We start from the raw sequence: 21,234 nt of genomic DNA, 5'->3' as shown, positions 1-21,234 counted from the left end.
CGCCAGACACGGGACGGAGGCGGCGCGCATGGCCGTACCGCAGGGACGCAGGAGCAGCACCTTCACCCGGCTGCTCCGGCACGGCTTCACCGACCCCTCCGCCGCTCAGCGGCTGCTGGACTCGCCCGAGGTGGCGGGCGTACGGGCCGACTCGGTGCTGCTGGACGCGCTGGGCGGGACCGCCGATCCGGATCTGGCGCTGCGCGGTCTGGTGCGGCTGGTGGAGGCGCTGCCGGAGGACGCCGGGGACGGCGAGGAGGCGGGGTCGCGGCAGGCGTTGCTGGACACGCTGGTCACCGCCAAGCCGCTGCGGGACCGGCTGCTGGGGGTGCTCGGGGCGTCCGAGGCGCTGGGCGATCATCTGGCGCGGCATCCGCAGGCCTGGCACGCGCTGCTGACGTACGAGCCCGCGGATCTGCATCCGGCGACGCCCGAGTTCGAGCAGGCACTGGCCGAGGGGATCTGGGGCGGGCCGGGGGCGGGGATGCCGCGGCCGGACGCGCTGCGGGTGGCGTACCGCAAGGCGCTGCTGGCGATCGCGGCGCGCGATGTGTGCGGGACCACCGATGTCACGCAGGCGGCGGCCGAGCTGGCGGATCTGGCGACGGCGACGCTGCGGGCGGCGCTGGAGATCGCGGCCGAGGAGCAGCCCGAGGACGCCGCCGCGTGCCGGCTGGCGGTGATCGGGATGGGCAAGTGCGGCGGGCGCGAGCTGAACTACGTCTCGGACGTCGACGTGATCTTCGTGGCGGAGGCCGTGGACGGGGTCGAGGAGGGCAAGGCCGTGCAGGCGGCCACCCGGCTGGCCGCGCGGCTGATGCGGATCTGCTCGGATGTGACCATCGAGGGCACGATCTGGCCGGTGGACGCCAATCTCCGGCCGGAGGGGCGCAACGGTCCGCTGGTGCGGACGCTCTCCAGCCATCTGGCCTACTACCAGCGGTGGGCCAAGACGTGGGAGTTCCAGGCGCTGCTGAAGGCCCGGCCGGTGGCGGGCGACGGCGCGCTGGGGCAGGCGTATGTGGACGCGCTGGCGCCGCTGGTGTGGCAGGCGTCCGAGCGCGAGAACTTCGTACCCGATGTGCAGCAGATGCGCCGCCGGGTCGTCGAGAACATCCCGGTCGCGGAGATCGACCGGGAGCTGAAGCTGGGCCCCGGGGGCCTGCGGGACGTCGAATTCGCCGTGCAGATGCTGCAGTTGGTGCACGGGCGGAACGACGCGTCGCTGCGCAGCGGCACCACGCTGGACGCGCTCGCCGCGCTGGCGGCGGGCGGCTACGTGGGGCGTTCGGACGCGGCCGCGCTGGACGAGGCGTACCGCTTCCTGCGCTCCATGGAGCACCGGATCCAGCTGTACCGGCTGCGCCGCACCCATCTGGTGCCGGAGGACGAGGCGGATCTGCGGCGGCTGGGCCGGTCGCTGAACTTCCGTACGGAGCCGGTGGCCGAGCTGGGGGCGGCGTGGCGGCGGTACGCGCGCGAGGTGCGGCGGCTGCACGAGAAGCTGTTCTACCGGCCGCTGCTGGACGCCGTCGCCCAGCTGGAGCCGGGTGAGGCCCGGCTCAGCTCCCGGGCGGCGGGGCAGCGACTCGAGGCGCTGGGCTACGCCGATCCGGCCGGCGCGCTGCGTCATCTGGAGGCGCTGGCGTCCGGGGTGAGCCGCAAGGCGGCCATTCAGCGGACGCTGCTGCCGGTGCTGCTGGGCTGGTTCGCCGATTCCGCGGACCCGGACGCCGGACTGCTGGGCTTCCGCAAGGTCTCGGACGCGCTGGGCAAGACGCCCTGGTACCTGCGGCTGCTGCGGGACGAGGGCGCGGCCGCGGAGAATCTGGCGCGGGTGCTCTCGGCGGGACGGCTCGCTCCCGATCTGCTGCTGCGCGCCCCGGAGGCGGTCGCCCTGCTCGGCGATCCGGAGGGGCTGCGGCCGCGCGGCCGGGACCATCTGGAGCAGGAGGTGCTGGCCGCGGTGGGCCGCGCGGACGGGGCCGAGCAGGCGGTGGCGGCGGCGCGCGGGGTGCGGCGGCGCGAGCTGTTCCGTACGGCCGCGGCGGATGTGATCGAAAGCGCGCGGCTGGCCAACGGGTCGGTACGGCCCACCGTGAGCTGGCCGCCGCCGGGCGGCGAGGAGACCCCCGCCGCGACGAAGGCCGCCGCGACCGCCGCCGTACCGTCGAGGACGCCGGAGGTGCCCCGCGCGCTGCGCGACTCCGAGCCCCACGTGCCGGCCCGCCCCGCGGGCCATGCGCCCCCGGCCGAGGAGCACCGGGACGCGGCGGCGCTGGCCGACCTGGTCGGCGACGCCGTCTCCGACCTCAACGCGGCGACCATCGCGGGCGCGCTGCGCGCCGCGGTCCGCGACACCTGGGGCGACGAGCTGCCCACCCGCTTCGCCGTGATCGGCCTGGGCCGGTTCGGCGGCCATGAGCTGAGCTACGGCTCGGACGCGGACGTGCTCTTCGTCCACGAGCCGCGCGAGGGCGCCGACGAACAGGAGGCATCGCGGGCCGCGTTCGCCGTGGCCAACGAGATGCGGCGGCTGCTGCAGCTGCCCACCGTCGATCCGCCGCTGCTCATCGACGCCGATCTGCGCCCGGAGGGCAAATCCGGCCCGCTGGTGCGCACGCTCGCCTCGTACGCCGCGTACTACCGGCGCTGGTCGCTGGTCTGGGAGAGCCAGGCGCTGCTGCGCGCCGAGCCGGTCGCGGGCGACCCGGACCTCGGGGCGCGCTTCATCGAGCTGATCGACCCGCTGCGGTATCCGGCCGAGGGGCTGGGTGAGGACGCCATCCGCGAGATCCGCCGGCTGAAGGCGCGGATGGAGTCCGAGCGGCTGCCCCGGGGCGCCGATCCGACCACCCACACCAAGCTGGGCCGCGGCGGTCTCAGCGATGTGGAGTGGACGGTGCAGCTGCTCCAGATGCGCCACGGCTGGGAGCAGCCGGGCCTGCGCACCACCCGCACCCGCCGGGCCCTGGCCGCGGCGCACGCGGCCGGGCTGATCGGCACCGAGGACGCCCAGACCCTGGACGAGGCGTGGGTGCTGGCGACCCGGGTCCGCAACGGCGTGATGCTGGTCCGCGGCCGCCCGGGCGACACCTTCCCCAGCGACTCGCGCGAACTGGCCGCGGTGGGCCGCTACCTGGGCTACGGCCCGGGGCATGTGGGCGAGATGCTGGACGACTACCGCCGTACGACGCGCCGGGCGCGGGCGGTGGTGGAGCGGCTGTTCTACGAGTACGAGGCCTGACGGCCCTGCCGCCGCCCTGGCCTCGCCGGCCCGGCGGCGGCAGGGGGCCACGTGCGGCGGGACGTCAGCCCGGCGAGCCTGCCCCGGAGCGGTCCGACGGGGCCGGGGGCTTGACCGCGAGGACGGGGACGGGGCTCTGCAACAGCAGCCGCTGGCTCACGCTGCCCAGCAGGGCCTTGCCCACCGGTGAGCGGCGGCGGATGCCGATGATGAGCCGGTCGACGGCGGGGCGGGCCTCGATCTCGTCCAGGACGGCGTCGACGGGGTCCCGGTCGCCGGGTCCGCTGCGCTCGACCAGCGTGACCTTGAGGTCTTCGGGCAGGCCGGAGTGGTCCAGTGCCGACAGGCGCAGGTTGACGACCACCAGATCGGTGCCCAGCAGCCGGGCTTCGGCGATGCCCGCGGCCAGGGCGTGGTCTCCTTCGCGGCCCTCGGCGACGGCAGTCATGACGGTCATGTGGGGTGAACCCTTCTCTCGGGGCGGGTGTCGGCGCGGGGCGGGTCAGGAGTAGCGGGCGCGGAAGTCGTCCTCCAGCTCCTCCAGCGAGCGGTCCTTGGTCTCGGGGACGCAGGTCCCGATGAAGACGAGGGCCAGCACCCCGAAGGCGGCGAAGGCGAGGAAGGTGTTCGAGATGCCCAGGGCCTTCACCACGGGCGGGAAGCCGAGGGCGACCAGGGCGTTGGCCATCCACAGGACGAAGATGCTGATGCCGATCGCCATGCTGCGGATCTTCAGCGGGAACATCTCGGAGAGGATGAGCCAGACCAGCGGGCCGATGGTGGCCTGCATGGAGAAGACGAAGAGCACGACGAACACCAGGATGAACCAGGCCTTCGCGCCGCCGTCGGGCATCAGCATCGCGGAGAGGCCGACGAGCAGGTGGAACGTCGTGGTCAGGGTGAACCCGCCGAGCAGCATGGTGCGCCGCTTGACCTTGTTGATCACGGCCAGGCCCACGGTGATGCCGATGACGCTGAAGGCGCCGTTCAGGGTGTTGGCGATGATGGCCGAGTTGCCCGAGAACCCGGCGTCGCCGAGGAGCTGTGTGCCGTAGTACATGACGGAGTTGATGCCGGTGAACTGCTGGCAGATGCCCAGCGCGGCCCCGATCAGGATGAGGACGCGGACCCATCGCACCCCGAGGTCGACCGCGCCGGCGGTCTTGGCGGCCCGCTCCTCCTCGGCGAGCCGGTGGACCTCGGCCATCTCGGCGCGGGCGCGTTCGTCGGTGCGGACCTGGGAGAGGACCGCGAGCGCCTCCTCGTCGCGGCCCTGGGCGACCAGCCAGCGCGGGCTCTCCGGCAGCCGCAGCATGCCGATGAACAGCCCGATCGCGGGCAGGACGGCGACCAGGAGCATGAGCCGCCAGATGCCGTCGGTCTCGCCCCAGACGTTGAAGATGAGCGCGTTGATGACGAACGCGGCGAACTGGCCGCTCACGATCATCACTTCGTTGCGGGTGACGATGCTGCCCCGGCGTTCGACCGGGGCGATCTCGGCCAGGTAGACCGGCACCGTCGCGGAGGCGCCGCCCACGGCGAGCCCGAGGATGAACCGGAACAGGGCGAGGATCTGCCAGTTCGGCGACAGGACGCAGCCCAGGGTGCCGAGCATGAACACCAGGGCCAGCACGATGATGTTGTGGCGGCGGCCGTACCGGTCGGACAGGGCTCCGCCGATCATGGCCCCGAAGGCGGCGCCGAAGACCAGGATGCTGACGACCACTCCCTCGGTGAACGCGGTGAGACCGAGATCGGCGGTGAGCGGTTCGAGAGCACCGTTGATCACGCCGGTGTCGTAACCGAACAGCAGGCCGCCGAAGGTCACGATGACGGAGACCAGGCCCAGCCGTCGCGCATGGGGGCCCGGTGCGTCCGGGGGGAGGCCGAGGGAGGCGGGGCTCGGGCTGATCCTGGTCATGCCGGTGGCTCCTCTTCGGGCGTTCGTGAGGCGTGAGGGAGATGAGGGGGGCGGGTCCGCCGGGCCCGCGGGGTCGGCCGGGTCCGCCCGGTCACCGTGGCGCCGCGGCCGGTTCGGCCGGTTCGGCCGGTTCGGCCGGTTCGGCCGGTTCGGCCGGTTCGGCCGGTTCGGCCGGTTCGGCCGGTTCGGCCGGTTCGGCCGTGAGTGCCGCGCGCAGCAGGCCGACCGAGCGGCGGACGCCGTCGGTGGGCGTGCGGGCGAGGTCTTCGTGCTCGATGCTCAGCGTCCCGGCGTAACCGGAGGCCCGGAGTGCAGTGATGAACGCGGCCCAGAAGGCGGTGCCGCCGGGGTGGCCCTCGCCGAGGGTGACGTAGTTCCAGGACCGCTCGTGGACGCGGTCGAACGGCAGGGTCTCCAGCCGCGACGTCAGCCCCTGCCGCTCGGAGGCGAGCCGGGTGTCCTTGGCGTGTACGTGGTAGACGGCATCGCCGAGCGCCTCGACGCTCCGGATGGGATCGGCGCCCATCCACATCAGATGGCTGGGGTCCATGTTGGCGCCGACGACGGGGCCGACCGCCTCGCGCAGCCGCAGCAGGGTCGGGGCGTTGTAGACGAGCTGGTGGGCGTGCATCTCCAGGGCCAGCCGCACGCCATGGTCGCGGGCGAAGCCGGCGAGCCGCCGCCAGTAGGGAACGGCGGCCTCCCACTGGCGTTCCAGCACCTCGGTGTTCTCGGGCGGCCAGCAGGTGGTGATCCAGTTCGGGGTGGTGTCGCCCGGCGCGGCCGGGAGCCCGGACATGAGGACGACCGTGTCCACGCCGAGCAGACCGGCGAGCCGGATCGTGCCGTGGACGACGCGGTCGTGCTCGGCGCCGGTGACCGGGTGGAGCTGGTTCCCGTTGGCGTTGAGCGCCGAGACGCGCAGCCCCCGGCGGCTCACCGCCGCGCTCAGTTCGGCACGGGCGGTCTCGTCGGCGAGCAGACGGTCGAGGTCGACATGGGGCGCGGTGGACCAGTTGCCGGTGGCGAATTCGACGGTGTCGAGCCCCAGGTCGGCGGCGAGGTCCAGCGTCTGGGTCGTGCTCAGCGCCGCGACGCTGTCGGTCATCAGTCCGATGTCCATGCTCGTGTCTCCTCGTTGAGGCGTGGGGACGTGGTGCGGGGGCCGTGTGTGCGGGCGGGGGAGGTCGAGGGAGCCGTGGTGAGGGGGCTCGGAAGGCGGCAGCGGTGATGGCGGGGTGGCCTCGGCGGATGCGGTGGGCCCGGTGCCGAGTGGGTGCGGGCATCGGGCAGGGTTCCGCCGCTGCGGCAGCGCCCGCGGCGTCGTGGGTGACGCACAGCCAGGCGCTTGTTCGTACTACTAATACGTACTAGTTCCCCGGTACTATGTGCCTCGGTGCTATGCATGTCAATACCTGAACGCGGGAGGCGCACATGCGGGATCCAGAGGTCACCGGCCGGCCGGGCGAACTCGGATCCCCTCCGGGGCGCCCGAAACGCCCCACCATGTCCGATGTCGCGGCGCGCGTCGGGGTCTCACAGGCCCTCGTATCGCTGGTGTTCCGCAATCAGCCCGGCGCGAGTTCCCTGACCCGCCAGCGCGTGTTCCAGGCGGCCGAGGAGCTGGGCTACCGCCCGGACACCGCCGCCCAGCTCCTGCGCCGCACCCGCAGCCGCCAGTTGGGCGTGCTGTTCACCATGCGCCACCCGTACGACGTGGGCATCGTCGAAGCCCTCTACCCCGCCGCCCAGAAGCACGGCTACCACCTCGCGCTCAGCGCCATGGTCGCCACCCGGGACGAGCGCCAGGCGGTGGAGCAGCTGCTCGGGCTGCGCAGCGAGGCCATCATCATCATCGGCGCCGAGTCCAGCCCGCAGCACCTGGTCACGGTCGCGGGCCACACGCCCCTCATCGAGATCAACCCGTGCACGAGGGCCGCCGGCGTGGACGTCGTGCGGACCGCCAACAGCAAGGGGATACGGGAGGCCGTCGACCACCTCACCGCGCTCGGCCACCGCGCCATCACCCACATCGACGGCGGCACGATGCCCGCCGCCGACGAGCGGCGCCGCGGATACCGCACCGCCATGCGCCGCCATGGGCTGGCCGAGCACATCCGGATCCTGCCCGGCGACTACACCGAGGAGTCCGGGGCCCGGGCGGCCCGGGACCTCCTGCGGCAGGGCGAGCTGCCCACCGCGATCATCGCGGGCAACGACCGCTGTGCCCACGGCGTGCTGAACACGTTCCTGCGCGCGGGCCTCACCGTGCCGACGGACGTGTCCATCGTCGGCTACGACGACAGCCAGCTCGCCCAGCTGTCGTTCGTCGACCTCACCTCCGTGCGCCAGGACGCCGCCGAGGTGGCCGGGCTCGCGGTCCAGGCCGCCGTCGAACGTCTCGACGAGGGGCGCACCGCGGACCGTGACATCGTCATCGACCCCACCCTCGTCGTCCGCGGCAGCACCGGTCCGCCCCGCGACCGGTAGGCCCGGCACACGGCGCGGACCGGGCCGTACCGCCGCGCGGGCTTACAGCACCGGCAGGCTCTTGCGCAGCTCGAAGGGGGTCACCTCGGAGCGGTACTCCTCCCACTCCTGCTTCTTGTTGCGCAGGAAGAAGTCGAAGACGTGCTCGCCCAGGGTCTCGGCGACCAGTTCGCTGCGCTCCATGAGGTTGATGGCCTCGCCCAGGTTCTGCGGCAGCGGCTCGATGCCGAGCGAGCGGCGCTCGGCGTCGGACAGCGCCCAGACGTCGTCGTCGGCGCCCGCCGGGAGTTCGTAGCCGCCCTCGATGCCCTTGAGGCCCGCGGCCAGCAGCACGGCGTAGGAGAGGTAGGGGTTGGCGCCGGAGTCGAGGGAGCGCACCTCGACCCGGGTGGAGCCGGTCTTGCCGGGCTTGTAGAGGGGGACCCGGACGAGGGCGGAGCGGTTGTTGTGGCCCCAGCAGATGTACGAGGGGGCCTCGCCGCCCGCGCCCGCGGTGCGCTGGGAGCCGCCCCAGATGCGCTTGTAGGAGTTGACCCACTGGTTGGTCACGGCGGAGATCTCCCCGGCGTGGCGGAGCAGCCCGGCGATGAAGGAGCGGCCGACCTTGGAGAGCTGGAACTCGGCGCCCGACTCGTAGAACGCGTTGCGGTCGCCCTCGAAGAGGGAGAGGTGGGTGTGCATGCCCGAGCCGGGGTGCTCGGAGAACGGCTTCGGCATGAAGGTGGCCTGGACGCCCTGCTCCAGCGCGACCTGCTTCATGACCAGGCGGAAGGTCATGATGTTGTCGGCGGTGGAGAGCGCGTCGGCGTAGCGCAGGTCGATCTCCTGCTGGCCGGGGGCGCCCTCGTGGTGGGAGAACTCGACCGAGATGCCCATCGATTCGAGCATGGTGATGGCCTGGCGGCGGAAGTCCATGCCGATGTTCTGCGGGGTGTGGTCGAAGTAGCCGGAGGAGTCGGCGGGCACCGGGCGGGTGCCGTCCATGGGCTTCTGCTTGAGCAGGAAGAACTCGATCTCGGGGTGGGTGTAGAAGGTGAAGCCGAGGTCGGAGGTCTTGGCGAGGATGCGCTTGAGCACGTAGCGCGGGTCGGCGAAGGAGGGGGAGCCGTCCGGCATGAGGATGTCGCAGAACATCCGGGCGGTCCCGGGGGCCTCGGCGCGCCAGGGCAGGATCTGGAAGGTGCCCGGATCCGGCTTGGCGATCATGTCGGACTCGTAGACCCGGGCGAAGCCCTCGATCGCGGAGCCATCGAAGCCGATGCCCTCGTCGAAGGCGCCCTCCAGCTCGGCGGGGGCGACGGCCACGGACTTGAGGAAGCCGAGGACGTCGGTGAACCACAGCCGCACGAACCGGATGTCGCGCTCTTCGAGGGTACGGAGCACGAACTCCTGCTGCTTATCCATGGTCCCCTATCCTTGCAGGTCAAACGGCTCTTTCAGCGGGCGCGGGGCACCTCGACGTCCCCAGTATCACGCGGCGGGGTTTCGGCGAGGTTTCGGACCCGTCCGGACCCGCTCCTCGCGCTCCTCCCGCTCCGACACGATGTGTGCATCGTACTTTCATGCGGCCCGCCGGCGGACCCGCGCCGGGCCCGCGCTGATCGCGGCACGGGGACGCCCCCGGCCGCACGATGCCCCCTTTCATACCCCTTGGGGGTAAGCTGTCGTATTGTCACGATCATCAGAGGATGAGACCGGGGAGACGGCGGTGCGCGAACGCCACCGGCTGCTGGTGCAGCGCATATAGCGGCGCGTCCGCCGCCTCCCGCCCCGATGCGGCGCGGGACGCGGCGGACGCGGCCGCCGCCCATGCGCACATCTCCCACCAGCATTGGGGTCCCCACTCATGCACGCACACTCTCGCCGCGCCGTGCTCGGCGCGGGAATCGCCGTCGCGAGCGGCGGTCTGCTCGGCGCCTGCAGCCCCTCCGGCGGCGGAAACGGAATGGACAGCTCCGGGCTGGACGGGCAGGCGGGACCGGCCGCGGCAACCCCGTCGGAGTACATCTCCCCGCACGGCCCGGAGGTCCGGGACCGCGAGGACCGGCGCGGCCCGGGGCCAGTCCGGCGGCTCCAGCTCACCGCCACCGCCACCACGCTGGACCTCGGCGCCCGCCAGGTGAAGTCCTGGGCGTACGAGGACCAGCTGCCCGGCCAGGCGATCCGGGTCACCGCGGGCGAAACCCTCGCCCTCACCCTGGTCAACCAGCTGCCGCAGCCCACCACGCTGCACTGGCACGGCATCCGGCTGCGCAACGACATGGACGGCGTCCCCGGCATCACCCAGCCGCCGATCGCCACCGGCGCGGCCTTCGACTACCGCTTCACGGCGATCAACCCGGGCACCTACTGGATCCACCCCCACGCCGGTGTCCAGCTCGACCGGGGGCTGTACGCGCCGATGATCGTCGAGGACCCGCGGGAGCCGCTGAAGTACGACAAGGAGTGGATCGTCGTCCTCGACGACTGGCTCGACGGGGTCGGCGGCAACACCCCCGACAAGGTGCTGGCCCGGCTGAACGGCGGCCGGCCCATGGCCCACGGGACGGACGCCCAGCCGATGGCCCACGGGACGGCGGCCCGGCCGCCGGGCCAGGGGCCGGAGACGGCCGCGAGCGGTATGCCGCCGATGTCCCGGCCCGGCGGCGACCCGTCCCCCTCCCCCACCCGCTCCGCCCCGTCCGGCCTGCTGACGGGCGCCCCGAGCGAGCTGCTGGGCGGTGAGGCGGGCCATGTCGCCTACCGGTACTACCTCATCAACGGGCGCACCCCCGACTCCCCGCAGGTCTTCCGGGCCAAGCGCGGCGACCGCATCCGGATCCGCATCATCAACGCGGGCGGCGACACCGCCTTCCGGGTGGCGCTCGGCGGCCACCGGATGACCGTCACCCACACCGACGGCTATCCCGTGCGGCACACCACCACCGACGCGCTGCTGCTGGGCATGGGCGAGCGGTACGACGTGCTGGTCACCGCGAAGAGCGGGGTGTTCCCGTTCGCCGCCCTCGCCGAGGGCAAGAGGCGGTCCACGCTGGCCGTGCTCCACACGAGCGGCAAGGGCGCCAGGAAGTTCAAGCGCCCCAAGGAACTGGACGGCGAGCTGGTCCGGGCCGACCAGCTGAAGGCCGCGGAATCGGTACGGCTGGAGCCGCGCCCGCCGGACCGCACGCTCCGGCTGCGGCTGACGGGGTCGATGCGGAAGTTCGACTGGGCGATCAACGACAGGCCGTACGAGCCGACGCAGCGCTATCCGGTGCGGGAGGGCGAACGGGTCCGGCTGACCTTCATCAACGCCACCGAGATGTGGCACCCCGTGCATGTGCACGGCCACACCTACGAGCTGCCGGACGGCGGGCCGCGCAAGGACACCACGATCCTGCTGCCGCACCGGAAGGTGAGCGTCGACTTCGACGCGGACAATCCGGGGCTGTGGATGATCCACTGCCACAACGTCTACCACTCGGAGTCGGGGATGATGACCGTCCTCGGCTACCAGAAGTAACCACGGCCGGTGGGGGCCGGGGCCCGGGCAGGAGACCTCGGACACGCACCGGTTATCGCGTCAGACAGACGATTACACTGGGCGCCGTGCCTCAACTTCGCCTCGCTCTGAACCAGATCGACTCGACCGTCGGCGACCTCGCCGGGAACGCCGAGTCGATAGTCCACTGGACCCGGCACTCCGCCGAGCAGGGCGCCCATCTGGTGGCGTTCCCCGAGATGGCGCTGACCGGGTACCCCGTCGAAGACCTCGCGCTGCGCTCCTCCTTCGTGGAGGCGTCACGCGCCGCGCTGCGCGCGCTGGCCGAGCGGCTGGACGCCGAGGGCCTGGGCGAGCTGCCGGTGATCGTCGGCTATCTCGACCGCAGCGAGCGGGCCCGGCGCTACGGCCAGCCCGCCGGCTCCCCGCAGAACGCCGCCGCCGTGCTGCACCGCGGCTCCGTCGTCCTCACCTTCGCCAAGCACCACCTGCCGAACTACGGCGTCTTCGATGAGTTCCGTTACTTCGTGCCCGGCGACACCATGCCCGTCGTCCGCGTCCACGGCATCGACGTCGCGCTCGCCATCTGCGAGGACCTGTGGCAGGACGGCGGCCGCGTGCCCGCCGCGTGCTCCGCCGGGGCCGGACTGCTGCTGTCGATCAACGCCTCGCCGTACGAGCGCGAGAAGGACGACACCCGGCTGGACCTGGTCCGCAAGCGCGCCCAGGAGGCGGGCTGCACCACCGCCTACCTCGCGATGATCGGCGGCCAGGACGAACTGGTCTTCGACGGTGACTCGATCATCGTCGGCCGCGACGGTGAAGTGATCGCCCGCGCCCCGCAGTTCGCCGAGGGGTGCGTCGTGGTCGACCTCGACCTGCCCGCCGCCGACCCGGACGCCGTCCCCGAAGGCATCGTGGACGACGGCCTCCGCATCGACCACCGCACCCTCTCCGCCGCCCCGCTCCCCGCCTACGACCCGGAGCCGGGCCTCGCGGGCGGCGAGGCGGAGCGGCTCGACGACGACGAGGAGATCTACACCGCGCTGGTGGTCGGGCTGCGGGCCTACGTCGCGAAGAACGGCTTCCGCAGCGTGCTGATCGGGCTCTCCGGCGGCATCGACTCCGCCCTCGTCGCGGCGATCGCGTGCGACGCGGTCGGCGCGCAGAACGTCTACGGCGTGGCCATGCCGTCCCGCTACTCCTCCGAGCACTCGATCGCCGACGCGACCGAACTGGCGCGGCGCACCGGGCTCAACTTCCGCACCGTCCCGATCGCCCCGATGTTCGACGCCTACATGGGGTCGCTGAACCTCACCGGGCTCGCCGAGGAGAACCTGCAGTCGCGGCTGCGCGGCACGATGCTGATGGCGCTCTCCAACGAGGAGGGCCACATCGTGCTCGCCCCGGGCAACAAGTCCGAGCTGGCGTGCGGGTACTCGACGCTCTACGGGGACTCCGTGGGCGCGTACGGCCCCATCAAGGACGTCTACAAGACGTCCATCTTCCGGCTCGCCAAGTGGCGCAACCGCGCCGCGGAAGAGCGGGGCCAGACCCCGCCCATCCCCCAGAACTCCATCACCAAGCCGCCGAGCGCCGAACTGCGGCCGGGCCAGGTCGACACCGACTCCCTCCCGGACTACGACGTGCTCGACCGCATCCTGGAGCTGTACGTGGACCGCGACCAGGGGCGGCAGGAGATCGTCGCGGCGGGCTACGACGAGGAGCTGGTGACGCGGATCCTGCGGCTGGTCGACACGGCGGAGTACAAGCGCCGCCAGTACCCGCCGGGGACGAAGATCTCCGCGAAGGGCTTCGGCAAGGACCGCCGCCTCCCGATCACGAACCGCTGGCGCGAATCCGGCTGAGCCGGCGTGCGGGGTTCCGGTGCGGGTGCGGGGTGGGTACGCCTGGGGTTTGCTCCCGGTGCCGGGTGCGGGGCCTCCGGGGCAGGGCCCTGGACCGTATATTTACGGCGCCGCTGACGCAGAGCGTGTCGTGAACGTCGAGCGATCGGCGCCACACATACACGTCAGCGTCCAGGACCCCACCCCTGCGACCCCGCCCCCTCCCGCGTCGTAGGCGTCCACCCACCGGTGGCCCCGTCCCGGCCCACTTCCGGCCCGCCGGGAGGGCGGGCATCTGGAGGGGCCAGGCGTCCCGGGCCCCTCCCAACTCGGCCCCGCCCCGGCTCAGGGGCGCTGGACGGGGCAGGGCGCCCCGCCTCTCGCGCGTCGTAGCGGCCACTCATGGGTGGCCCCGGTTCCGGCCCGTTTCCGGCCCGCCGGAAGCGGGTGCCGGGCGGCGGCGCCACCCACGAGCCGCGTTCGGCCCGGCCTGGGGGGAGGTGCCACGCCCCTTCCACCGCATCGGCGGCCACCCGCCACCGGCCCGGCCCACGGCCCACTTCCGGCCCGCCGGGGACCGGGGCGCACCCTTCCGCGGGGTCCAAGGGCGCGGCTCCCTGGTTTCGGGGAGGGGCGGGGTGGGGGCTGAGTCCCCGGGGTCACGACGGGGGCGGGGGCAAGGGGGCCGGTGGGTCGGTGGGATGGGCCTGGAGTGACTGGAGCAGCAGGGCCACGAGGCGGCGGGAGGCGGCGGCGGAACCGATGCTTCCGTTGGCCATGATCAGCAGCTTGATGTCGCCCGGTACGAAGTCGGGCCGCAGCTGTCCGCTCCGCTGGGCGCGGCGCGTCAGCTCGGCGAAGCGGCGCACGTTGTGGTCGCGGACGCGCTCGAAGTCGGTGGCCAGGGAGTCGGGGAGGGTGGCGAGGAAGGCGGCGGTGAAGCCGCGGTCCGTGGCCTGCATGGCGCACACCTTCTCGATGAGCGCGCAGAAGCCGTGCCAGGGGTCGGGGTCGGCGAGGGCGGCGTCGAGGGACGCCACGCACTGGGCCAGCTGCTCGGCGAAGGTCTCGGTGACCAGCGCCTCCTTGGTGGGGAAGTGGCGGTAGAGGGTCGCGGGTCCGATGCCGGCGCGGCGGGCGATGGCGCGCATCGGCACGTCGAGCCCGTGCGCGGCGAAGGTGTGGTGGGCGACCTCGAGGATGCGGTGGCGGTTGCGCCGGGCGTCGGTGCGCTTCCGAGACGGTTCGTCGGCCATGTCTCTCACTTTACGCAGAAACGGACGCCCTGTTCCGATTCGTTGTTAGCGTCGGTGGAAGTCGAGCGAGAGGTACCGAAATGTTTGCTTTGCAGTACTCCGAGCTGGGCCCGCCGGAGGTGCTCACCGTCGGCGAGGCGGACGAGCCGCATGCCGGGCCCGGTGAGATCCGCATCGCCGTACGGGCCACTGGGGTCACCCCGAGTGACTGGAAGCTGCGGGCGGGGGCGATCCCAGCCGGGTTCCTGCCCGACCTGCCGCTGCCGCACATCCCCGGGATGGACGCCGCGGGGGTCGTGGACGAGGTCGGGGAGGGCGTCAGCGGGGTGGCGGTCGGGGACGCGGTGTTCGGGATCGTCGCCACCGACCGGCTCGGGGGCGCGGCCGCCGAGTTCGCCGTGCTGACCGCCTGGGCTGCCAAGCCGGACGCGCTGAGCTGGGAGGAGGCGGGCGGGGCGGCGGGCAACGTGGAGACCGCGACCCGCGCGCTGAACCTGCTGGGCGTCACCGCGGGTACGACGCTGCTGGTCGAGGGCGCGGCCGGGGGCGTCGGCACGGCGGTGGTGCAGCTCGCGGCCGCGCGAGGGGCCACCGTGATCGGTACGGCTCGGGAGATGAACCACGCGTTCCTCGCCGGGCTCGGGGCGACGCCCACCACGTACGGGCCCGGCCTCGGGGAACGGGTCGCGGCGCTGGCGCCCGGCGGGGTCGACGCGGTGCTGGACGCGGCGGGCTCGGGCTCGCTGCCGGATCTCGTCGCGATCGCGGGGGACGCGCGGCGGGTGGTGTCGGTGGCCGACATGGCCGCGCACGAGCACGGCGTGCATATGACCTGGGCCGGCAGCGGGGACGCGCCCGGCCACGACGGGCTCGCGGTGGCGGCGGCCCTGGCCGCCGAGGGCCGGTTCCGGGTGCCGCTGCACGGGGTGTTCCCGCTGACGGACGCGGCGAAGGCGCACGAGCTGAGCGCCACCGGCCGCACCCGGGGGAAGATCGTGCTCACGGTGCCGTAGACGCACGCATGCGCCCCCGCCGTGCGGCGGGGGCGCATGGACAGAAGGTCAGCGCACCTCGGACAGCGTGGGCACCGAATCGCTGCCCGCGACGACGCGGGACTTCTCCGAGGAGCCGCGGTCCAGCAGGCCCGCGGTCACGGCTATCGCCAGGCCGACCACCGCGAGCGCCGCGCCGACCAGGGTCGGGGAGGTCCAGCCCCAGCCGGCCGAGATGGCGGCGCCGCCGGCCCAGGCCCCGCCCGCGTTGGCGAGGTTGAAGGCCGAGTGGTTGGAGGCGGAGGCGATGGTCGGGGCGTGCTTCGCCTTGTTCATGACGAGCATCTGCAGCGGCGTGGTGGTCATGAAGCCCACCGCGCCGAGCAGGACGACCGAGACCAGCGCCGCCCACTTGATGTGCACGGTGAAGTCGAACACCACCAGCATCACGGCCAGCGCGGCCAGCGACCCGTACAGCGTGGGCCGCAGCGCGCGGTCGGTGAGCGGTCCGGCGACCAGCGCGCCGAGGGTCATGCCGATGCCGAAGAGGGCGAGCACGATCGTGACGGAGGACTCGGCGAAGCCGGTGACCTCGGTCACCATCGAGGCGAGGTAGCTGTAGACGGCGAAGACGCCGGCGAAGCCGAAGACCGCGGTGAGCAGCCCGAGCAGCACCTGCCGGTTGCCGAGGGCGCGCAGTTCGTGCGCGAGGCCGCCGTGCTGGTTCTGCGGCACCTGCGGGACGAGCCGGGCGAGGGACGCCATGGCGACGACGCCGATGCCGGTGACGACCAGGAAGGTGGCGCGCCAGCCCAGGCCCTGGCCGAGCGCCGTGCCCACGGGGACGCCGACGATGTTGGCGATCGTCAGGCCCAGGAACATGGTGGCGACCGCGCGGGCCTGCTTCTCCTCGCTCACCAGCCGGGAGGCGACCACCGCGCCGACACCGAAGAACGCGCCGTGCGGCAGCCCGGCGAGCACCCGCCCGGCGAGCAGCAGGCCGAACGAGGGGGCGAGCGCGGAGGCGAGGTTGCCGACCGTGAAGAGCGCCATCAGCAGGACGAGCATGCGTTTGCGGGGGATGCGCGCACCGAGGGCGGTGAGCAGCGGGGCGCCGATGACGACGCCGATGGCGTAGGCGGAGACGAGGTAGCCAGCGGTCGGCACCGAGGTGCCCAGATCGTCGGCGACGTTGGGCAGCAGGCCCATCATCACGAATTCTGTGGTGCCGATACCGAAGGCAGAGATCGCGAGAGCGAGCAGTGCCAGGGGCATGAGAGACCTTTCACAAGCGGTAAGGAAGGAGAGCGTGCGATCGTGCGTATGTTCTCTATCGGAACAAAGTCTCTCACGCACTTATTTCCTGGGCACCATCCTCAAGGTGAACAGCGTGTTAGATCTTCGATTAGCAGGCTCAGAGCGCGACGGACGCCGCTAGCGGAAGGTGGTCGCTGCCGGTCTGCTGCAGTGTCCAGGCCGAGACCGGGTTCACCCCGCGCACCATGATCTGGTCGATGCGGGCCATCGGGAACGAGGCGGGCCAGCTGAAGCCGAAGCCGTCCCCCGCGGCGCCCTGCGCGGAGCGCATCTGCGAGGTGACGGGGGCCAGCGAGCGGTCGTTCATCGTGCCGTTCAGGTCGCCGAGCAGGATCACCTTGTCCAGCGGCTCGTCGCGGATGGCCTCGCCCAGCGCGTCGGCGCTCGCGTCGCGCTGCCCGGCGGTGAAGCCCGCGTTGAACTTCACGCGCACGGAGGGGAGATGGGCGACGTAGACGGCGACCTCGCCGCTCGGCGCGCTGACGGTGGTGCGCAGCGCCCGGGTCCAGCCCATCTTGATGTCGACCGGCTTGGTCCCGGACAGCGGGTACTTGCTCCACACCCCGACCGTGCCCTGCACGGCGTGGTAGCGGTAGGTGCCCGCGAGCGCCTTGGTGTACGTCGGTACGGCCTTGGCGCTCAGCTCCTCCAGCGCCACCACCTGCGCGCCCGAGGCGGCCACGTCCTTCGCGGTGGCCACCGGGTCGGAGTTGTCGGCGTTGACGTTGTGGGTGACGACGGTCAGGTCGCCGTCGCCGCCGGACTTGTCGGAGAACATCAGCCCGCCGAAGAGGTTCAGCCAGACGGCGACCGGCAGCACCAGCGCCACCAGGGCGCTCGCCGACCGCCGCACCAGGCCGAGCACCAGCAGCACCGGGAGGAACACCCCGAGCCACGGCAGGAAGGTCTCCAGCAGGCTGCCGAGGTTGCCGACGCGGTTGGGGATGTCGGCGTGGAAGATCATGACCAGCGCGAGCAGGATCGCGAACGCCGCGAGCAGCAGACCGCGCCGCCAGATTCCGCGGCTGTGCCGGAGCCGGTCGCGCAGGCGGTCGAACCGGGAGCCGGTCCGCTGGGGTGCGCCCCCGGACTGTCCCGTCTCCTGCGTGTACGCCTGCACCATGCGCTGTCCGTCCCTCACTTGCCGCTGCCGCCGATCGCTCAAGACCCTAGGCGATGACCAGGGCATTCCCGACGCCCCCACCGGGCGTCCCTGCCCGGTGGACGCCCGGGCGGTACGCGGGGGTTCCGCATCCCGCGACAACGGGGGCGGTTGTGACGCAACAGGCACAAAGCAACGGGCGCCACGGCGCCGGGACGCGCCGTGGCGTCCTACGCTCGCACACGCCGTCTCAGCCGCGCGCCGAGACCCCCTCCAGAACGGTGTCCACGATCCGCTCGGCCAGCCCCTCCGGCAACTCCCGCCGCTCGTGGAGGATCGCGCGCGCGAGCATCGGGCCGGTGAACAGGTCGGCCAGCAGCTCGGGATCGGTGTCCGCCCGGATCTCACCGCTGGCGATGCCCCGCCGCAGCACCGACCGCAGCGTCTCCCGGCGGACCTCGATGACGTTCTCCTCGTACGCCCGCCACAGCTCCCGGTGGGCGTGCGCCTGGGCCAGGACGCTGCGCATCAGGGCGGAGTCGCGCTTGGCCAGCCCGCGCCGCCGCAGGAACTCCAGGAGGGTGACGAGGTCGTCGCGGGCCGAGACCCCGGCCGGTTGGGGGCCCGGTTCCTCCAACGACCGCAGGACGTCCAGCATCAGCGCGTTCTTGTTGGGCCAGCGGCGGTAGACGGTGGCCTTGGCCACCCCCGCCGCGCGCGCGATCCCCTCGATGGACAGCGCGCCGACGGTCGAGCCCTCCTCCAGCAGCCGCAGCGCGGCCTCGATGATCGCGGCGTCGGTGGCGGCGCTGCGCGGCCGCCCACGTGCCGGGACGGCGTGCGGCGCCGTCATCGGTCGGCCCCCGCCCCGGCCTTCTCGCGCGGCCGCCCGCTGCCGGGGCCGCCGCCGTCCGCGTCCTTGCCGGGCAGGAAGGCCGCCACGACCAGCGCGCCGAACAGGGCGACACCGGAGGAGCCGAGCGCGGTGAGGTGCATCGCGTGGATGAAGGAGTCGTGCGCGGGGCCCACCAGCGCCCGCCCGGCGGGCCCCAGGTGCGCGGCGAGGCCGAGGGTGGCCTCGACGGACTCGCCCGCGGAGTGCCGCGCGGAGTCGGAGAGACCGGGGACGGCGGCGAGGGTGCTCTGGATGCCGTCGCGGTACGTCGCGGAGAGCACCGAGCCGAGGACGGCGACCCCGAGCGCGCCGCCGACCTGCCGGAAGGTGTTGTTCAGGGCCGACCCGGAACCGGCCTTCTCCCGCGGCAGCGCCTGCATGATCGCGGTGGTGACCGGCGGCATGATGTGCGCCATCCCCGCGCCCTGGAAGAAGAACAGCACCTCCAGCACCCACAGCGGCGAGTCGGTGTCCAGCAGCAGGAACCCGGCCATGGTGGCGGCCACCAGCAGCATCCCGCACGTGCACACGGCGCGGGCGCCGAACCGCTCCACGACCAGCCGGGCGCGCGGCGCGAACAGCAGCTGCGCGGCCGCCAGCGGCAGGAGCAGCAGCCCGGAGTCCAGGGCGCTGAAGCCGCGCACGCTCTGGATGTAGAAGACCATGAAGAAGGTCACGCCCATGAGCGCGAAGAAGACCAGCGCGACGGCGGCGATGGCGGCCGAGAAGGCGGGGTTGCGGAAGTAGTCGACGTTGATCGCCGGATGGTCGCTGCGCTTCTCGTGCCGGACGAACAGGGCCAGCACGAGGAGTCCGGCGCCGATCGTGGCCAGCACCTGGGCGTCGGTGAAGTCGGCGAGCTGGCCGCCCTTGATGATCCCGTACACCAGCAGCACCAGGCCGATGACGGACAGCAGCACGCCCAGCGGGTCCAGCCGGCCGGGCGCGGGGTCCCTGGAGTCGGGGACGAGCAGGATCATGGCGATGATCCCGGCGGCCACGACGGGCACGTTGACGAAGAAGACCGAGCCCCACCAGAAGTGCTCCAGCAGCACACCGCCGGTGATCGGCCCGATGGCGATGGCGAGGCCGACCGCGGCGACCCAGATGCCGATGGCCTTCGCCTGCTCCTCGCGCTCGAAGACGTTCACCAGGATGGCCAGGGTGGCGGGCATCACGAAGGCCGCGCCCAGGCCCATCAGCGCCCGGAAGCCGATCAGCTCGCCGGGCGAACCGGAGAAGGCGGCCAGCACCGAGCCCATACCGAACACGGTCATGCCGCCGAGCAGCATCTTCTTGCGGCCGAGCCGGTCGCCGAGCAGCCCGGCGGTGAACAGCAGCCCCGCGAAGACCAGCGTGTAGGCGTTGATGGCCCACTCCAGCTGGCTCTGGGTGGCGCCGAGACCGGTGGGCTTGGGGGTGGCGATGGTCTTCATCGCCACGTTGAGTATCGAGTTGTCCAGGACGACGACCAGGACGCTGAACATGAGGACGACCAGGATCGCCCACCGTCTGCGGTGAATCGCCTCGGCGGAAGGGGCTGCTGCCATATGGCCCAGGCTAGAACCGTTCCGATACGGTCCCGTCTCGTATGGGAAAGACTTTGCGAGCCTTTGTCCATCGAATGCTCATCCGTGCGCGAATGTCCCCACTTTCGCAGCGTCGGGAGGCGTGCCAGCATGGGGGTGGTCCGGGGACGCCGTCAGGGCGCCTCGAGATGACGAACAGGAGCCGTCGTAATGACGCACGTCAGCCCTGCGCAAAAGCAGTCACCGAAGGCGCTGTACGGGGGGACGAGTTCCCGCCGCGTCACCGTCCGTGACCTCGCCGCCGCCAAGGAGCGCGGCGAGAAGTGGCCCATGCTCACCGCCTACGACGCGATGACCGCCTCCGTCTTCGACGAGGCGGGCATTCCCGTCATGCTGGTCGGCGACTCGATGGGCAACTGCCACCTCGGCTACGAGTCCACGGTGCCCGTCACGATGGACGAGATCGCCCTGCTGTCCGCCGCCGTCGTACGCGGCACCAAGCGCGCCCTCGTCGTCGGCGACCTGCCCTTCGGCTCGTACCAGGAGGGCCCGGTCCAGGCGCTGCGCAACGCCACCCGGCTGGTCAAGGAGGCCGGGGTGGGCGCGGTCAAGCTGGAGGGCGGCGAGCGCTCCGCCCACCAGATCGACCTGCTCGTCCAGTCCGGCATCCCGGTCATGGCGCACATCGGCCTCACCCCGCAGTCCGTCAACGCGTACGGCGGCTACCCGGTGCAGGGGCGCGGCGAGGAGGCCGCCCAGCAGCTGCTGCGCGACGCCAAGGCCGTGCAGGACGCGGGCGCCTTCGGCGTCGTCCTGGAGCTGGTCCCGGCCGAGCTGGCCGCCGAGGTCACCCGCTCGCTGCACATCCCGACCATCGGCATCGGCGCGGGCGCGGAGTGCGACGCCCAGGTGCTGGTGTGGACGGACATGGCGGGCATGACCGGCGGCCGGGTACCGCGCTTCGTCAAGAGTTACGCCCGGATGCGGGAGGTGCTGGGCGACGCGGCGCGCGCCTTCGCCGAGGACGTCGTCGGCGGGGCGTACCCCGCCGAGGAGCACTCCTTCCACTGATGTTCCACTGAGGCACGACGAGCCATCGCGGTACATCGACAGCCCGCCGACCGTCCCCCGTCGGCGGGCTGTCTGCCGCTTGTCGG

At 72.5% G+C, this 21,234-nt stretch carries 16 protein-coding genes; 6 read left to right on the top strand and 10 right to left on the bottom strand.

Going from position 1 to position 21,234, the window contains the following annotated elements; genetic code table 11:
• The first annotated feature begins 28 nt into the window (after window positions 1-28).
• Window positions 29-3,247, top strand: coding sequence for a bifunctional [glutamine synthetase] adenylyltransferase/[glutamine synthetase]-adenylyl-L-tyrosine phosphorylase (locus ABZ562_RS05290; RefSeq protein WP_361474310.1), 3,219 nt, complete (start codon window positions 29-31; stop codon window positions 3,245-3,247).
• 64 nt (window positions 3,248-3,311) lie between these two features.
• On the opposite strand, the gene ABZ562_RS05285 is transcribed toward ABZ562_RS05290, so the two are convergent.
• The 3 genes from ABZ562_RS05285 to ABZ562_RS05275 form a co-directional block, all read right to left on the bottom strand.
• Window positions 3,312-3,704 carry a universal stress protein gene (locus tag ABZ562_RS05285; protein ID WP_361474307.1) on the bottom strand — a complete coding sequence of 131 codons (393 nt, stop codon included), beginning with the start codon at window positions 3,702-3,704 and terminating at the stop codon, window positions 3,312-3,314.
• A 45-nt stretch (window positions 3,705-3,749) separates the two neighbouring features.
• Window positions 3,750-5,168 (bottom strand): sugar porter family MFS transporter, encoded by a 1,419-nt coding sequence (locus ABZ562_RS05280; protein WP_361474304.1) that lies wholly within the window; start codon window positions 5,166-5,168, stop codon window positions 3,750-3,752.
• 91 nt (window positions 5,169-5,259) lie between these two features.
• Window positions 5,260-6,291 carry a sugar phosphate isomerase/epimerase gene (locus ABZ562_RS05275; RefSeq protein ID WP_361474302.1) on the bottom strand — a complete coding sequence of 344 codons (1,032 nt, stop codon included), beginning with the start codon at window positions 6,289-6,291 and terminating at the stop codon, window positions 5,260-5,262.
• A 383-nt stretch (window positions 6,292-6,674) separates the two neighbouring features.
• Between ABZ562_RS05275 and ABZ562_RS05270 the strand changes: the two genes are divergently transcribed.
• A complete protein-coding gene (locus ABZ562_RS05270; protein ID WP_361474299.1) occupies window positions 6,675-7,658 on the top strand; it encodes a LacI family DNA-binding transcriptional regulator in 984 nt (327 codons plus the stop codon).
• 42 nt (window positions 7,659-7,700) lie between these two features.
• On the opposite strand, the gene glnA is transcribed toward ABZ562_RS05270, so the two are convergent.
• Both glnA and ABZ562_RS05260 read right to left on the bottom strand, forming a co-directional pair.
• Window positions 7,701-9,062, bottom strand: a complete 1,362-nt coding sequence (glnA, locus tag ABZ562_RS05265; protein ID WP_361474296.1) for a type I glutamate--ammonia ligase — start codon at window positions 9,060-9,062, stop codon at window positions 7,701-7,703.
• A gap of 277 nt (window positions 9,063-9,339) precedes the next feature.
• Window positions 9,340-9,477, bottom strand: a complete 138-nt coding sequence (locus ABZ562_RS05260) for a hypothetical protein (RefSeq protein WP_361474294.1) — start codon at window positions 9,475-9,477, stop codon at window positions 9,340-9,342.
• Between the two features lie 27 nt (window positions 9,478-9,504).
• Between ABZ562_RS05260 and ABZ562_RS05255 the strand changes: the two genes are divergently transcribed.
• On the top strand, window positions 9,505-11,160 hold the full coding sequence (locus ABZ562_RS05255; RefSeq protein ID WP_361474291.1) for a multicopper oxidase family protein: 1,656 nt from the start codon (window positions 9,505-9,507) through the stop codon (window positions 11,158-11,160).
• A gap of 86 nt (window positions 11,161-11,246) precedes the next feature.
• Window positions 11,247-13,007 carry an NAD+ synthase gene (locus ABZ562_RS05250; RefSeq protein ID WP_361474288.1) on the top strand — a complete coding sequence of 587 codons (1,761 nt, stop codon included), beginning with the start codon at window positions 11,247-11,249 and terminating at the stop codon, window positions 13,005-13,007.
• A gap of 638 nt (window positions 13,008-13,645) precedes the next feature.
• Here the strand turns inward: ABZ562_RS05250 and ABZ562_RS05245 are convergent.
• Window positions 13,646-14,242 carry a helix-turn-helix domain-containing protein gene (locus tag ABZ562_RS05245; protein ID WP_361474285.1) on the bottom strand — a complete coding sequence of 199 codons (597 nt, stop codon included), beginning with the start codon at window positions 14,240-14,242 and terminating at the stop codon, window positions 13,646-13,648.
• An 80-nt stretch (window positions 14,243-14,322) separates the two neighbouring features.
• Between ABZ562_RS05245 and ABZ562_RS05240 the strand changes: the two genes are divergently transcribed.
• Entirely contained in the window at window positions 14,323-15,255 is a 933-nt protein-coding gene (locus tag ABZ562_RS05240) for an NADP-dependent oxidoreductase (RefSeq protein ID WP_361474282.1), read from the top strand.
• 48 nt (window positions 15,256-15,303) lie between these two features.
• Here the strand turns inward: ABZ562_RS05240 and ABZ562_RS05235 are convergent, their stop codons facing one another.
• The 4 genes from ABZ562_RS05235 to ABZ562_RS05220 all read right to left on the bottom strand — a co-directional run bounded on the left by ABZ562_RS05235 (window position 15,304) and on the right by ABZ562_RS05220 (window position 20,098).
• A complete protein-coding gene (locus ABZ562_RS05235) occupies window positions 15,304-16,509 on the bottom strand; it encodes an MFS transporter (protein ID WP_361474280.1) in 1,206 nt (401 codons plus the stop codon).
• Between the two features lie 139 nt (window positions 16,510-16,648).
• Window positions 16,649-17,674, bottom strand: a complete 1,026-nt coding sequence (locus ABZ562_RS05230; RefSeq protein WP_361474277.1) for an endonuclease/exonuclease/phosphatase family protein — start codon at window positions 17,672-17,674, stop codon at window positions 16,649-16,651.
• A gap of 229 nt (window positions 17,675-17,903) precedes the next feature.
• Window positions 17,904-18,506 carry a TetR/AcrR family transcriptional regulator gene (locus tag ABZ562_RS05225; protein ID WP_361474274.1) on the bottom strand — a complete coding sequence of 201 codons (603 nt, stop codon included), beginning with the start codon at window positions 18,504-18,506 and terminating at the stop codon, window positions 17,904-17,906.
• Window positions 18,503-20,098, bottom strand: coding sequence for a DHA2 family efflux MFS transporter permease subunit (locus ABZ562_RS05220; protein WP_361474272.1), 1,596 nt, complete (start codon window positions 20,096-20,098; stop codon window positions 18,503-18,505). The genes ABZ562_RS05225 and ABZ562_RS05220 overlap by 4 nt, the downstream gene beginning before the upstream one ends.
• A gap of 189 nt (window positions 20,099-20,287) precedes the next feature.
• Between ABZ562_RS05220 and panB the strand changes: the two genes are divergently transcribed.
• On the top strand, window positions 20,288-21,148 hold the full coding sequence (gene panB / locus ABZ562_RS05215; RefSeq protein WP_361474269.1) for a 3-methyl-2-oxobutanoate hydroxymethyltransferase: 861 nt from the start codon (window positions 20,288-20,290) through the stop codon (window positions 21,146-21,148).
• Window positions 21,149-21,234: the final 86 nt, after the last annotated feature.

Origin of the sequence: Streptomyces sp. NPDC019937 (assembly GCF_040631655.1) — a bacterium.
Taxonomy (GTDB): domain Bacteria; phylum Actinomycetota; class Actinomycetes; order Streptomycetales; family Streptomycetaceae; genus Streptomyces.
This window is presented reverse-complemented; position numbering and strand designations above follow the sequence as displayed.